Raw genomic sequence first — 15,700 nt, forward strand, 5'->3', positions numbered from 1 at the left:
AAGAGCTGCAACGGTGCGGCGGATATCTCTGATGGAGGCGTTGTCGATGTCGTCTGGATCCAGTGTGGAGGACCAGCCCCTTTCCATTGAAGGCTTTGAAGGCTTCCTGGGGGACTATTACCAGCACCTGGCAGAGGAGGATGCCCGAAGCTACTCCCGGGATGTTTTGGAAGCCCGCGCGGAGGAGCACCGCCGCACAGCCTCCGAACGTCAGCCCGGTCAGGCGAACATCTCCATCATCGAAGAAGAGGACAGCAGCGTCATCTTCATCGTCACCGATGACATGCCGTTCCTGGTCGACTCGGTCAATGCCGAACTTGTCCGGCAGCACGCAGCGATCAGGCTCGTGGTCCACCCTTTGTTCGTGGCCACCAGGAACCGCGAAACTGGCGAACTGGTCAAGGTCAACCGGGTCCCGGCACACCTCGGCATTTCCAGCGGCGACACGGCGGCGATGCCCAACCTTTCCCACCTCATTGCGCAGGGTGAAAATGCCTCGCACATGGAGTCCTGGATCGCCGTCGAAATCAACCGTGTTTCCGGCGACGCGAAGACTTCGCTGCTCTCGGGCCTGACCCGTGTTCTGAACGATGTCAGGGCTGCGGTCGAGGACTGGCCCAGGATGCGCCAAAAGGCGCTGGAAATCGCTGAAGGCCTGGACAAGGTTGCCAATTCCGCCCAGATTGCCGAGTTGCGCCAGGCAAAGGACCTGCTGCGCTGGCTTGATGACGGGAACTTCACGTTCCTGGGCTACCGCGAATACGATCTGCTCAATATTGACGGCGAAGATGTCCTGGAACTGCGGGAAGACAGTGGGCTGGGGCTCCTCAGGGCCGCCGCGGATTCTCCGCACATCCAGCACCTAACCGACACGGGCCGTAAGAAGGCACGGGAAAAACGCGCACTGGTCATCACCAAGGCCAACTCGCGGTCCACCGTGCACCGGTCGGCGTATCTGGACTACATCGGCATCAAGAGCTTTGACGCCGCGGGCAACGTCAACGGCGAGCGCCGCTTCATTGGCCTCTTCGCCACCAGTGCCTACGCCGGTTCCGTCCGCGACATTCCCATCGTGCGGGAAAAGGTGGACGCCGTGCTCCAGAACGCCGGCTTCCCGCCGGACTCGCACTCGGGCAAGGACCTGTTGGGAATCCTCGAAACCTATCCCCGCGATGAGCTGTTCCAGATCGAAATTCCCGATCTGGCCGCAACAGCGTTCGGCATCCAGAAACTGCAGGAACGGCGCCGCACCCGGCTGTTCCTGCGGCCCGATATCTATGGGCGGTTCATGTCCGCCGTTGTCTACCTGCCCCGCGACCGGTACACCACCAACGTCCGGCTCCGCATCGAGCAGGAACTGCGGGAAACCTTCCAGGCAGTCTCGATCGACTACGAAGCCCGCATGACCGAGTCCGCACTCGCACGTTTGTTCTTCCGCATCCGGCTCCCGAAGGACGCTGACGTCAGCCATGTCAACAGCGACGAGCTGGAAAAGCGGTTGGTCCGGGCGGCGCGGTCCTGGAGTGAAGGTATTGCCGAGGTCCTGCGCGAGGGCCGGGACCCGGCCGAGGCCAAGGACTTGGCCGCCACGTGGGCCGAGGCATTCCCTGCCGGCTACCGGGTCGATTACGAGGTGGAGGACGCCCTCGAGGACATTGCGCGCTTCGAAAAGTACGGGGCAGCCGCCGAACGGAACACCGGTGCGCGGCAGGAACGTCCCGGCGTCCACGTGTACCTGCCAGAAGGCGCTGGTGCAACGCTGGAAGAGGATGCCCGGGTCAAGCTCTACATGCTGGAGCCCAAGAGCCTCAGCCAGATCCTGCCCTTCTTCCACAACCTCGGACTCGAGGTGCTGGACGAGCGTCCGTTCGAAATCGAAACAGCCGACCATCGGGACTTCTTCCTCTACGACCTGGGCCTGAAGTACCCGGCAGGAGTGGACGCCCTCTCTACCGGCGCCCTGCTTGCCGACTCCTTTGGCGCGGCCGTCACCGGCGCCGCGGAATCGGACAGCTTTGACCGGCTCGTGTTGCGGGAGGGGCTGCAGTGGCGGCAGATCACCATGCTGCGCGCCTACGCCCGGTACATGCGCCAGATGGGAAACAGCAGTTCCTTTGGCTTCATGGCGGACACGCTCCTGGCCAACGCCGACGTGACCAGGGGACTGACCGAGCTCTTCGCCGCCCGTTTCGATCCCACCATCAGTGACGATGAACGCGCAGGGGCCCAGGCGTCGGTGCGGCTGGAACTGGCAGCATCGATCGAAAAGGTTCCCACCCTCGACGCCGACCGCGTGCTGCGCACCTTCGTCAACCTGATCGAGGCCACCCTCCGCACCAACTTCTACCAGGACAAGCCGCACCTGAGCTTCAAACTGGATCCCGCCCGGATTGACGGGTTGCCGTTCCCGCGTCCCATGTTCGAAATCTGGGTCTATTCACCCCGTGTCGAGGGTGCGCACCTCCGGTTCGGCAAGGTGGCCCGCGGCGGGCTCCGTTGGTCCGACAGGCGCGAGGACTTCCGGACGGAGGTCCTGGGGCTGGTCAAGGCGCAGACGGTCAAGAACGCCGTCATCGTGCCTACAGGAGCCAAGGGAGGCTTCTTCGCGAAACAGCTCCCGGACCCGGCAACCGACCGCGCCGCCTGGATGGCGGAGGGCGTTGAAAGCTACAAGACGTTTATCCGCGGGTTGCTGGACCTTACGGACAACCTCCTTACTGAGGGCGACGGCGAACGGCTCGTGCCGCCGTCGAACGTTGTCAGGCATGACGACGACGACTCGTACCTCGTGGTGGCGGCGGACAAGGGCACGGCTACTTTTTCGGACATAGCCAACGGACTGTCCGCTGAGTACGGATTCTGGCTGGGGGACGCATTCGCCTCCGGCGGTTCCGTGGGCTACGACCACAAAGCCATGGGCATCACCGCCCGCGGTGCTTGGGAATCGGTGAAGCGCCACTTCAGCGAGCTGGACCTGGACACCCAGACCGAACCCTTCACCGTGGTTGGTGTGGGCGATATGTCCGGTGATGTGTTCGGCAACGGAATGCTGCTTTCACGGCACATCCGGCTGCTTGCGGCGTTCGACCACCGGCACATCTTCCTCGATCCCAACCCGGACGAGGAGTCCTCGTTCGCGGAGCGCCAAAGGCTGTTCGACCTGCCCAGGTCCTCCTGGGACGACTACGACAAGTCGCTGATCAGTGAAGGCGGCGGGGTCTTCGCCCGCCAGGCCAAGTCCATTCCTGTCTCACCGCAGGTGCGGGCCGCGCTGGGGCTGCCGTCGGAAACCTCCGAGCTCAGCCCACCCGAACTCCTGCGCGCCATCCTGCTGGCGCCTGCCGACCTGCTCTACAACGGCGGGATCGGAACCTACGTCAAGGCGTCCTCCGAATCCAACGCGTCGGTGGGCGACAAAGCCAACGATTCCATCCGGGTCAACGGCCGGGACCTGCGGGTCAAGGTCGTGGGCGAAGGCGGCAACCTGGGAATGACCCAGCGCGGCCGCATCGAAGCAGCCCTGCAGGGCGTCATCCTGAATACGGACGCTATCGACAACTCCGCCGGTGTTGACTGCTCCGACCACGAGGTCAACATCAAGATCTTCGTTGACCGGATGGTGGCCGCCGGAAAGCTGCCCGCAGACGAACGCGCAGACTTCCTTGCCTCCATGACCGATGAAGTGGGCCGCCTGGTCCTTGAGGACAACATCGACCAGAACATCCTGCTCCTGAACGACCGGACGCGGGTGGCGGAGTGGAGCCCGAGTTACGAGCGGCTCATGGACTGGCTTGAGAAGAGCGCGGACCTGAAGCGTGACCTGGAGGCGCTGCCCACCACTGAGACGCTGCGCGACCGGTTGCAGCAGGGACAGGGCCTGACGTCTCCGGAGCTGTCAGTGCTGGCCGCCTACGCGAAGATTGAGTTGGCGTCCGCCCTGCGGGACAGTGACCTTGCCGATGACCCCTGGTTCAAGGACACACTGCGTTCCTACTTCCCTCATCAGCTGCGTGAACGTTTCGACGCCGAGCTGGACACACACCCGCTGCGCCGCGAAATCATCGCCACGGTGGTGGCCAACGACATGATCAACCTTGGCGGCATCACCTTCGCCTTCCGGGTGATGGAGGAGACGTCCGCCAGCGAGGTCGCGGTGGCCAAGGCGTTCGTGGCGCTGCGCGAGGTGTACGAACTGGATGCGATGGTGGGGGAACTGAACGGCTTGCCCGCCTCATTCCCCACGGAGCACTGGAGCACCGTCCACCTGGACATCCGCCGGCTTCTGGACCGGGCGGTCCGCTGGCTCCTCAGCCAGGAAAGTGTTTCCCGTCCCATCGCCGAGGTGGTGGCTGAGTTCAAGCCGCTGATGGATCCCATGCGCGCCCGCCTGCTGGATTACCTTCGCGGGGATGACCACGAGCGGGTGGCGGAGTGGCTGGCCAAGGGCCGCAGCTGGGAGCTGCCGGAGAGCCTCGCCCTGCGCTGGGCTGAATTGTTCGAGAGCTTCGTGCTGCTGGACATCGCCAAGATCGCCCGCTCCAGGGAGGACCGGGTGGAGGACATCGCAGCCGTTTACTACACCGTGTTCAACCGGTTCCACGCGGACTCGCTGCTGGAACGGATCAGCAGCCTTCCCCGGCAGGACCGGTGGCAGGCGCTGGCCCGGGCGGCCTTGCGCGATGACCTGTACTCAACGGTGTCTGACATGACGACGGCGGTGCTGGACGCGACATCCGGCATCGGCTCGCCGGATGCCCGGCTCGAGGACTGGGAGGCGCAGAACGCCGAGCAGTTGGGCAGGGCAAAGAGCATGTTCGACGAGGTGAACGCACTGGAGGCCGACGACATGGCTTCACTGTCGGTAGCATTGAGGCTCTTGAGGTCAATCGTCCGGCGCTAGGAATACGGCGCCGCAACTGGAGGTGCAGTGGCAATCTTTACGGACCCCATCAGGGAACATGCTGATTTTGGGCCGGGCGATGCTGAGTGGCTGCACCTTTTGGTGGGGGACTGGCAGATGGTCGCAGACCTTGCGTTTGCCGACCTGGCGCTCTGGTTCCCCCACCCGGAGCTTGGCTACATTGCCCTGGCACACGTCCGTCCCTCCACCACGCACACCGCTTTTCACAGCGACTTCGTGGGTGAGGGGATCCGGTCCGACCTGCAGCCGCTCGTGGATAAGGCGTGGAACAGCAGGTCCATTGAGCGTTCCAGCGAGACAAACTGGAACAGCGAGATGGCCCTGCGGGTCGAAGCGGTGCCGATGGTGCGCAACGGGCGCACGCTGGCGGTTGTCACGACCCATATGGACCTCTCCAGCTCGCGGATGCCGTCCCGGCTTGAGCTGACCTACCGGCAGTGCGCCTACGACCTTCTTCGGATGGGCACGTTGGGGTTGTGGCCGGACTTTGCCTCACCCACCGGCTCCCGCCGCGGCGCACCGCGCGTGGGGGATGGGCTGATCAGGCTGGATGCCGACGGTGTGGTGCAGTACGCAAGCCCCAACGGCGTTTCCGCCTTCCGCCGGTTGGGCGACGGGGAATCCCTGGAGGGACGCTCACTTGCAGAAGTCACCGCCGGGCTGCTCAAGGACCGCCGGCTGGTCGACGAGACCCTGCCACTGGTGGTCACCGGCCGCATGCCCTGGCGCAGCGAGATCGAGTCCCGCGGAGTGAGCCTGTCCTTGCGTGCCATTCCGCTCCGGGATGAGCAGCAGCGGTTCGGTGCACTGGTCCTCTGCCGCGACGTCTCCGAGCTGCGCCGCCGCGAGATGGAGCTGGTGACGAAGGATGCCACCATCCGCGAAATCCATCACCGGGTCAAAAACAACCTGCAGACTGTGGCCGCGCTGCTGCGGATGCAGTCGCGGCGCATGGTGAGCGATGAAGCGAAGCAGGGTTTGGAACAGGCGATGCGCCGGGTGGCCACCATTGCGCTGGTCCACGAGACGTTGTCGCAGGGGCTCACGCAGAGCGTCGACTTCGATGAACTGATCGGACGCCAGTTCCGGCTCTCCGCCGAAGTGGCTTCGCCTTCACAGCAGGTCCGGACCGAACGCTCCGGAAGCTTCGGGGAGCTTCCCAGCGACCTCGCCACTCCGCTGGCCCTGGTCATTAACGAACTGGTGACCAACGCTGTGGAGCACGGCCTCGAGGGGAGGGCGGGAACGGTGTGGCTCGTTGCGGACCGGTCCGAGGGCGATGACGGCGAGGAACTGACCGTCACCATCGCCGACGACGGGGTGGGCCTGCCACAGACCCCCCACGTGGAGGGACTCGGCCTGCAGATCGTCCGGACCCTCGTTACGAGTGAGCTGGGCGGGACAATCACGTGGGAGCGGCGCGAGGGCGGTGGGACCGAGGTCAAGATCCGGCTCAGCCTGGCCGGCAAATAGCGAGGCTGTCCCGGCCCGGGACAGCCTGCGCGTGGAAATGGACGCAAAGAGGCCCCGTGACAATCCAGCGTGGATTGTCACGGGGCCTCTGTCATCCGGGTACGGCGTTTGGTGCCGTGCCGCAGCAGCGCCTAGGAGGCGCGGCGTGCGCGGGCGGCCCGCCGCTTGAGGGCGCGTCGCTCATCTTCGCTCATGCCGCCCCAGACTCCGGCGTCCTGGCCGGATTCGAGGGCCCACTGCAGGCAGGTGTCGACAACAGGGCACCGGCGGCAGACGCTCTTGGCTTCCTCGATCTGCAGCAGGGCCGGACCTGTATTCCCGACGGGAAAGAACAGTTCCGGGTCCTTCTCAAGGCACGCTGCGCGGTTACGCCAATCCATGCTGATCAGTTGCTCCATTTCTGGGAAGTGCCTTTGTGAAATTATTCACTAGTGGCTACAAAGGAAAGGGGCCCTCTGGGCCCCCTTGGTCATCTGCATCAAGCCTGTCATGTTAACGCTGTGTAAACAAGGGGTAATAACGCCTGATATCCCTCGAAACCTGAGCGATGCATCACAGTGGCGGCTCTGGCCCTCACCAGTGTCCGACTATGTCCGGTAGGGTGCCAGTGTGTCAAGACCCCCGGAAAACCCAACAGGTACACCCCGCTCGTCGGATGATCCCCGCGGCGGCCCCGGCGCCGGGACCGCTGGTCTACAGGGCGCGGTGCCCGGGGCTGCGAAGGTGGTGGCGGCCGTGGCGGCCGCCGAGGCCACCGCCCTCCTGGCAGCGGCCGGCTGGTATGCCTATGAACTGCTCAGCGGCAGCCCTGTCCTCTCTTTTTGGGGCGCCGTCTTCACCTTGGCGCTGCTGTTGGCTTTTTCGGCCTGGCTTTATGCAGTGGCAGTCTTCCTCTATCGGGGCTACCGCTGGACCAGGGCAGCTGCCCTGGTGGCCCAGCTGTTCGTCCTGACGATCGGGGTGCCCACTGTGACCAGCGGACTGGTCCTTCCCGGGCTGGCGATGCTTGTCCCGGCGCTCACTGCCATCGTCCTCCTGTTTACCAGCACGGTGGTCCGCCATGCCTCCCGCACAGGGAGCGAGCCCCCAGCCCTCTGATTCGGCAGTTCCCGCGGGAAGGACCCGGCCATGCGCGTTGGGTGATCTCCTGGAGTGTCACGCTTCTGCTCCGGCCCACGCAACCTGGAGCGGGGTGGAGCGGCCTCCGGTGATCAGGGCGGCGCGCCCCGGCGGTGGATTGGATTCGACGTCGAACCGTACCCCGAAAAGGTCGCCGTCAGCCACGGACCGCGGCCCCATCAGCAGCCCGACACCCGATGACCTTGCAGTCATCAGCAGCGGTACGCGCTGGTACAGGACGGGGCTGAAGGCAGCGGTGACCACCAGGGAGTGGCCCAGCGCATGCAGGTGGTCCAAGTCCTTCAGCGCCGAAGCGGGGAGTTGGTCGACGTCGTCAACCAGCAGGATCGTCTCCCGCGGAAGGGAACCATCGCCGGCGTGCCTGACGATGCCGGCCCAAAAGTCATCCGCATCGTGGTGCGCGCCGCTGTGCGCGCACCATTTTCGGCCCGGGTTGAGTGCCTCCAGCGCGCGCAGGGTGTTGCTCTTGCCGCTCCCCGGATTACCGAGAACCGCGACAACTCCGCTGGCGGGAATCTGGAGGGACTGTGCGGCCAGCTCATCCCCGGCCACACCCAACACGGCATCCCCTGGCTTCGCGGAGGCTATCCGCATCCCCGCCGGGTGGGCGCTGGCAGGCGGGCCCTGGCTTGGGCGAACCTCTACTGACAGTTCCCGTTCGAGCGCTGCCAGCGCCCTGACTTCCGCGACGTTGATGGCCGCAGGAAGGGGATCCACCCTGAAGGGGCGCAGCGAAGCCGGGGCGAATGCGGCGCCACTCATATTCGCTGACGACGCGGTGGTGCGGTAGAACTGGCAGACCGCCGGTCCGGGACCGACGACAGGGCCGAAAGCGGCGGCCCTGCCTTCAACGGAAGGCATGGCAGGCATCCGCGGCCACATGGCACGGCCTTCCTCCGTTGATCCGGCCGGAAAGTAGAAGCGGTTGGGAAGGGCGCCGAAAAACCTGGCCGTGACGAGTTCGCGTTCGCCCGAGAGCAGCAGGGTGATTCCTGCCTGGGCGCCGTCCCGTGCCAGGTCCTGGACCAGGTCCTCGGCCCACGCCAGCGGGCCCGAACGGAACGCCGACACCCAGGACCCCCAGCCGGAGATGACGAGGACCAGCGGCACTTCTGCGGAGGCGGGATGGCTTCGTCGTTGTCCCAGTTCCCGGACCATTCTCTGCAGGATCCGAACCCCGCGCCGCAGATCGTCCAGTCCGGCCAGCGCACCGATCCGGCCGGCACTGACCAACGGGAGGAAATCTCCCCCCGCGTCCAGAATGTAAAAGTGAGTCTCACCAGTCCCGGCAACCAGCTTCCGGACGGCCAATTCCAAAGCCGCCCTGGCTCCGGACGCAGGGCCGCCAATAAACGCTGCGTGGCTGTGGCGGGCAGGGCTCCACACCAGGGCATCCACCCGTTGCCGGTCCGGTACATCCGCCAGGCCCAGGGAAAACCCACTGTTCCGGTCCGCGGATTCCAGGAGCCTGGAGTCCGGAACTGCCGAACCGCCGGGATTTTCTTCCAGTTTTTCCGGCAGGGGAGGGGCGACAGGCTTCCTGGGGGCCTCCCTCTCCTGCTCGGTGCAGAGTCCCCGCACCATGGCGGCCAGCGGTTCAACCGCCTGCGCTGGGGTAGGCAGGGGAATTTTGGCGTGGCCTGGTCCGGTTGTGCGCCCGGCGAGAAGGTCCGTTGTTCTGAGGACACTCACAGGCTCGGGCTGCGCGCCTGTGGCCACCGATGTCAGTGACGCGCATTGGAACTCCGCGGCTGCCTCCGTCCCGCGTGCCAGGAATGCCCGGCCGGGAGCATCGACACTGATGGCCGCGGCACCCCTGCAGTTGACGATGTCGACGGACTCCATTTCCGATTGCACGCGAAGGGCGATGCTGGACGTGACGTTGGCGCGGATGTCCGCTGTCAGCGCTCCCTGCGGCCTCTGTGTTGCCATGATCAGGTGGATGCCCAGGGAACGCCCGATGGAAGCTATCCGCAGCAGTTCACGGAGCACCTCGGGCGCATCGTCAACCAGCATCCTGAACTCGTCGATGACGATGACAAGGTGCGGCAGGGCGAAGTCCTCCGCTGCCTTGGTGGATCGGTACGCGGAAAGGTCGGGTACGCGGGCGGAGGCAAGGCAGCTCTCCCGGAGCCGCACCTCCGCGCGCAGTGAGGCCAACGTCCGTTCCATCTCGAAGGTGGAAAGATCAGTCTGCAACCCGACACAGTGGGCGAAGCCGCTCAGCGGGCCAAGCCCCGAGCCGCCCTTGAAATCGATAAAGAAGAAGTTGACCCTGTCCGGCGGGTAGGACAGTGCGAGTGCGATGGTGAGGCTGCGGAGTAATTCGGTTTTTCCTGAGCCAGTGGTCCCGGCGACCAAAAGATGCGGACCGTCCTGCTGCAGATCAATACTCCTGATCCCTGCCGCGCTGACCCCAAGGGGTACCGCCAACCCATCCTTTTGTCCGTTGGAGCTCCAGCGGTTTGCGGTGGCAGCAGGTGTCAGCTGCAGAATATCGCCAAGGCTGCAGTCAGCGGGAACGGAAGCCGGTTCTCCTTCGTCCTTCTGCCGTTCTGCTGCCATCCGCCGGCAGAACGATGTGAAGACGTTCTCCGGGACCAGATCCGGGACAAACACGGTGTCTCCATGCTCCTGAACCAGGGTGGACCTGTGTCCGGAAAGAAGAAGGTCAGGCGGAAGCAGTTCTTCCTCTCCAGGCCGGAAGTGAATCACCTGCCATCCGTGACGAATCGCAGCATCCCTTACTGGGTCATCCGAGGACCCCGCGGAGCCCTCTCCGCGAAGCAAGAGGACGCCGCGCTCGCAGCCGCGGGGATGGGGGCTGCTGATAACGCTGAGGGCCGCCTGGGGTGTTGCGGCCAGGGTCACCCGTGGCAAAAAGCGGGCGGCGAGGGGCAGGCTTGCAGGCGCTCCCCAAACCAGCACCTGCGTGGTGCAGGCGAGGGGATAACCTGCCAGCTGCATGATGAAGGACCGGATGGCACCGTCCACGGCCGACGCTTGACCGCCAACGGTGGTGAGTTGGCGGTCAGGATTGAGGACGACGGGAACCGTCCCTGCCAGTGGAATCGCGGGACCGGTTCCGGCTGGTTCAATCCTGACATTGGCTGGCTGCCCAGTCTGGCCCAGCCGTAACCAGATGCCTCCGCCGGAAACGTTATCCGGTGCTTCCACGCCTCCTGGTGCTGCCAACGCTACGAGGGGCAACGACGGTGCGCTGCGTCGGCGTCGTTCCCTGTCTTCCTCCACCGCAGCCCGCACGGCGGCTGACACCGCCCGTTTCTGCCGGCGTCCACTGGCGGCAGGAATCAGGACGGACAAGGCGGAAGCCGCGGAAAAGGCGAGGAACATCCACATCCCCGTGATGACAGCCAGCAACACCCCGAGAGCCAAAGGGAGGACGGCTGTCAGGATGAGAACTGACCGGTTTCCGGCATCAGCGCTGGCGCGCACGACGATGGGTTCCGCCGCGGACCGTCCGGCATCCGCAAGTGCGCCCCCGGGCGGTTCCACGAACATCAGTGACAGGTCCGATTGTCCGCAAGTGATGGTGGACGCTGTGGAGATTACCGTGTTCCGTATCCGTTCACCGTCGACGTAGGTGCCATTGGCGCTGTCCAGATCGACCAGCAGGATGGCCGTGTCGGTGACCACCACCCGCGCGTGTTCACGTGACAGTTCAGGGTCGGGGATGACGATCTGCGTGCCGCTTCGACCGATGGTGTAGCTGCCGCGCCGCAACGGAACGACTGTTCCCGCCGCCGCTCCGCTGTTGATGGCCAGAGCCAGATGGGGCGCTGCTTCGATCGACTGCCGGCGCCTGGGCCGTCCGCACGATGATGCGGTGCCGCCGTCGACAAGGACCGTCCCCTCCACCAGGGGCGGCACTCCAAGCCTCAAGGACCGTAAGTCCTGCCCATCCACCGTGACGGCGCCAGTGCGGAACTTTTGCGCGAGGTGCCGGTGAACCATGTCGCCAGGCGTGCCGGTGGGGGCAATGATGGATAGTTCGATGGGCGCGTGGTCCGGTGACGCTCCCGGGGAGCCAACCAGGGTGCAGTTGAGTGTCATCGCTTGGGAACCTCCGTGCATGTTCCAACACGCTAGTTAAGGAGTGCAGGGCCGGTCAGGCCCGGCACTGCCTATGTGGATAAACGTGCGGTTTTCTGGGTCCCAGGACGGGCGCGGCGCGGTTAGGATCGCTACACCCCGGATCCGGCTGGGCGGTCCGGCAACGGCGAAGGAGTCTCCTTGAACATGATTGCTGACAGCGCGGACATCGATGCCCGGGCTTGGATAGGGCCCGGAAGCAAGGTGTGGCATCTCGCCCAGATCAGGGAGTCGGCCAAGCTGGGGGAGAACTGCGTCGTTGGACGCGGTGCTTACATTGGCCCCGGCGTGGTCCTGGGTGATAACTGCAAGGTCCAGAATTACGCGCTGGTGTACGAGCCCGCAGTGTTGGAGGTAGGAGTCTTTATTGGCCCTGCCGTGGTACTGACCAACGACGTGTTTCCCCGTGCCGTGACACCTGACGGCAGCCTGAAGACGGAGGACGACTGGGACAAAGTGGGTGTCACCGTCCGGCAGGGAGCCGCCATAGGCGCGCGGGCCGTCTGTATAGCACCCGTAACCATCGGGGCGTGGGCGATGGTGGCGGCAGGCGCCGTCGTCACCAAGGACGTGCCGGACTTTGGTCTCGTGGCGGGGGTCCCGGCACGCCGTATCGGTTGGGTCGGTAAGGCAGGCCGGCCCCTGCAACGGCAGGATGGGCGGTGGATCTGCCCGGAAACGGGGGAAGCCTATGTTGATGAGGACGGCGTGCTGCGCCCTGCTTGATGGGCGCTGTGCGCCGCCTCACGGCGGGCTTCCGATTCGACCGGCCCCGCAGACTCTCGGGTAGGCTGGAGCAGCAGACAATGCGCCTATTTGCGCTGCCCGCATTCGAACCAGGAGATTTTGTGACCGCTGACCTCGTCATCGTAGGGTCCGGCTTTTTTGGCCTGACAATCGCAGAACAGGCCGCTACTGAGCTCGGCTTGAAGGTGGTCGTTATCGACCGCCGCCACCACATTGGCGGCAACGCATACAGCGAAAAGGAAGAGCAGACCGGGATCGAGATCCATCGGTACGGGGCCCACCTTTTCCATACCTCCAACGAACGCGTGTGGGAGTACGTCAATAGGTTCACTACCTTCACCGACTACGTGCACAAGGTTTACGGGGTCCATAAGGGCGAGGTTTACTCGCTGCCCATCAACCTGGCCACGATCAACCAGTTCTTCCGGGCCAACCTCACGCCCGGGCAGGCCAGGGACCTCATCCAGGAGCAGGCCGGCGAACTGGCAGGAACCGACCCCCAGAACCTGAACGACAAGGGCATCCAGCTGATCGGCCGGCCGCTGTACGAGGCGTTCATCAAGCACTACACCGGCAAGCAGTGGCAGACGGATCCCAAGGACCTGCCGGCCGGAATCATCTCCCGGCTTCCCGTCCGGTACAACTACGACAACAGGTACTTCAACGACAAGTACGAGGGCCTGCCCACAAACGGCTACACCGCGTGGATCGAGAAGATGGCGGAGCACCCCAACATCGAGGTGCGGCTCAACACCGACTTCTTCGACGAGTCCCACGAATACAGCAAGGACAAAGTGGTGGGCAACATCCCCGTCGTCTACACGGGCCCGGTTGACCGTTACTTCGACTACGCCGAGGGTGACTTGTCCTGGCGCACCATCGATTTCGAAGAAGAAGTCCTGGACGTCGGGGATTTCCAGGGGACTTCGGTGGTGAACTACAACGACGACGACGTCTCCTACACGCGCATTATCGAACCCCGCCATTTCCACCCTGAACGCGACTACCAGACCGAGAAGACGGTTATCATGCGCGAGTTCTCGCGGTTCGCGGAAAAGGGCGATGAACCCTATTACCCCGTCAACACCTCCGCTGACCGGGAGCGACTCCTCAAGTACCGCGACCTTGCAGCAGCTGAGAAGGACGTCCTCTTTGGCGGCCGGCTGGGCACCTACAAGTACCTGGACATGCACATGGCCATCGGAGCAGCGCTGAGCATGTTCGACAACAAGATCAGGCCGCACTTTGAAAGCGGCGTTAAGCTGGAAAGCGGAGGCGTGGACGCATGATCGGTTCGCCGGGCTGGGCGACACTCCAGCGGGTGATATTCCCGCCGGAGTCCGGAGCTGACACCATGTCGCTCTATGCGGACCCCGGCCCGGCGGCAGGAATCCGCTTCCGGGAAAGCGACGAGTCGGCGCGCAATCCCAAACGGGCAGAAGACAAGCTGCAACTTGTCGGCTCCAGCCAACGCGAAGTGCACTTCGACGACCTGCTGTCCCGGTTTTCCATCCGGGTTCGTTCCGGAGAGCAAATCTCGCTGGGAACGTATTTCAACGCGTTTCCCGCCAGCTACTGGCGCAGATGGACCCACCTGCGCGAGGTCCGCCTTGTCGTTGAGACGTCCGGCCACGGCTCCATCACCGTCTACAAGTCAAACGCGCGGGGCACCATTCAACGTGTGGATGGAACCCGGGTCGACGGCGGTGCGCGGACCGAATTCAATCTCTCCATCAAACCCTTTGGCGACGGCGGATGGCTGTGGTTCGATCTTGCCTCAAGCCGGGGTGACCTGGTCCTGGAAGAGGCCCGCTGGGAGGGGGCGCCCGCAGAACGCCCTCTCGAAACGGCTACGATCCAGATCACCACGATGAATAAACCCGACTTCTGCCTCGCCAACGTCCGGGCTTTGGCCGAGCACCCGGAAGCCCTTGAGGTGGCCCGGGAAGTACTGATCGTGGATCAGGGCACCGCAAAGGTGGCTGACCACCCCGGGTTCGCTGACGTTGCTGCCCGCATCGGCCCCAAGCTGAGGATCATTAACCAGGCGAACCTGGGTGGTTCCGGCGGGTTTGCCCGCGGCATGTATGAAGCAGTGGAAAACGGCAGCGATTACGTCCTGCTCCTTGATGACGACGTCGTCATGGAGCCGGAAAGCATCCTGCGCATGAAGGCGTTCTCCAGCCGATGCCGTAAGCCCACAATTGTCGGCGGCCACATGTTTGATTTGTACAGCCGCAGCACTCTGTATTCCATGGGCGAAACGATCGATCCCCGCCGGTTTTCACCCAGCCAGCCCCACCAGGATATGCAGATGCGGCACGATTTCAGCGTGTCGAACCTGCGGCAGACGCCGTGGCTGCACAGGCGCATTGACGTCGACTACAACGGTTGGTGGATGTGCCTGATACCCACGTCCGTCATTCGCGACATCGGTCTCCCACTGCCTTTGTTCATCAAATGGGACGACTCGGAATACGGGCTGCGTGCCCAGGCAGCCGGCTACCGTACCGTTTCACTGCCGGGCGCGGCGCTCTGGCACATCTCGTGGATCGACAAAGACGACCTGGTTGGCTGGCAGGCATATTTTCATATCCGCAACCGCCTGATCACCGCGCTCCTCCACAGCCCTCAATCAAAGGGCGGCTCCGTTTTGCGGGAATCCTTCCAGGAAGACGTGAAGCACCTCGTTTCGCTTCAGTACTTCACCGTGCAGAACCGGCTGACGGCGAGGACGGACCTGGTGACAGGTCCTTCGCACTTGCATCCGTCCCTTGCCACCAAGCTTGCGAGTATCAACAAGCTGCGCGAATCCTTTTCAGATGCGCAGCTGCGAGAGGACGTGGATGATTTCCCCGCGCCTTCCCTCGGCGCCGGGCTCCCGGGGCAGGCCGACAGCCAGATGCCAGCCAAGAAGGACATGGTGAAGTGGGGCTTGACCACAGTGGCCAGGCAGTTGCTCAAGCAACCTTCCGAAGCCTCGCTTGAGCGCCCGCAGGGTTACCTTGCGCACGTGGATAATAGGTGGTTCCGTACGGCGCAGTATGATTCCGTGGTGGTATCCAACGCCGAGGGCACCGCTGCTTCGTGGTACAAGAGGGACCCCAGGAAGCTGAAGGCCATGCTAAGGCAGTCGGCTCTTCAGCACGCGGCGCTCTACAAGAACTGGGATGTGCTGGCCGCGGACTACCGCGCTGCGCTTGCAGATTTGGTATCCATGAAGGCATGGGCTCAAACCTTCGATAAACATGGATAGCTTGGCGAAGACAAAGAAACGGCTGCCGGAATTGAATCCGGCAGCCGTTG

General features: G+C 64.1%; 8 protein-coding genes. 6 read left to right on the forward strand and 2 right to left on the reverse strand.

Features of this window, described 5'->3' with window-relative positions:
- Positions 1-46 precede the first annotated feature (46 nt).
- Together HNO81_RS02395 and HNO81_RS02400 are read left to right on the forward strand one after the other, a co-directional pair.
- The gene (locus HNO81_RS02395) at positions 47-4,900 is read left to right on the forward strand and encodes an NAD-glutamate dehydrogenase (protein ID WP_175316545.1); all 4,854 of its coding nucleotides are present in this window, start codon (positions 47-49) and stop codon (positions 4,898-4,900) included.
- A gap of 27 nt (positions 4,901-4,927) precedes the next feature.
- Positions 4,928-6,394, forward strand: coding sequence for a PAS domain-containing sensor histidine kinase (locus HNO81_RS02400; RefSeq protein WP_175316546.1), 1,467 nt, complete (start codon positions 4,928-4,930; stop codon positions 6,392-6,394).
- Between the two features lie 131 nt (positions 6,395-6,525).
- Here the strand turns inward: HNO81_RS02400 and HNO81_RS02405 are convergent, their stop codons facing one another.
- Positions 6,526-6,774: a WhiB family transcriptional regulator gene (locus HNO81_RS02405; RefSeq protein WP_015937605.1), complete on the reverse strand. Its 249-nt coding sequence runs from the start codon at positions 6,772-6,774 to the stop codon at positions 6,526-6,528.
- Between the two features lie 229 nt (positions 6,775-7,003).
- Here HNO81_RS02405 and HNO81_RS02410 point away from each other — a divergent pair, with 229 nt between their 5' ends.
- Positions 7,004-7,492: a hypothetical protein gene (locus HNO81_RS02410; RefSeq protein WP_371818144.1), complete on the forward strand. Its 489-nt coding sequence runs from the start codon at positions 7,004-7,006 to the stop codon at positions 7,490-7,492.
- A 57-nt stretch (positions 7,493-7,549) separates the two neighbouring features.
- On the opposite strand, the gene HNO81_RS02415 is transcribed toward HNO81_RS02410, so the two are convergent.
- Positions 7,550-11,608: an FtsK/SpoIIIE domain-containing protein gene (locus HNO81_RS02415; RefSeq protein WP_175316547.1), complete on the reverse strand. Its 4,059-nt coding sequence runs from the start codon at positions 11,606-11,608 to the stop codon at positions 7,550-7,552.
- 186 nt (positions 11,609-11,794) lie between these two features.
- Between HNO81_RS02415 and HNO81_RS02420 the strand changes: the two genes are divergently transcribed.
- From HNO81_RS02420 to HNO81_RS02430, 3 genes are all read left to right on the forward strand, one after another.
- A complete protein-coding gene (locus HNO81_RS02420) occupies positions 11,795-12,373 on the forward strand; it encodes an acyltransferase (RefSeq protein WP_175316743.1) in 579 nt (192 codons plus the stop codon).
- A gap of 122 nt (positions 12,374-12,495) precedes the next feature.
- Entirely contained in the window at positions 12,496-13,683 is a 1,188-nt protein-coding gene (gene glf / locus HNO81_RS02425) for a UDP-galactopyranose mutase (protein ID WP_175316548.1), read from the forward strand.
- Positions 13,680-15,650 (forward strand): glycosyltransferase, encoded by a 1,971-nt coding sequence (locus HNO81_RS02430; protein WP_175316549.1) that lies wholly within the window; start codon positions 13,680-13,682, stop codon positions 15,648-15,650. The genes glf and HNO81_RS02430 overlap by 4 nt, the downstream gene beginning before the upstream one ends.
- Positions 15,651-15,700 lie beyond the last annotated feature (50 nt).

The organism is Pseudarthrobacter sp. C4D7, from assembly GCF_013359725.1.
Taxonomy (GTDB): domain Bacteria; phylum Actinomycetota; class Actinomycetes; order Actinomycetales; family Micrococcaceae; genus Arthrobacter.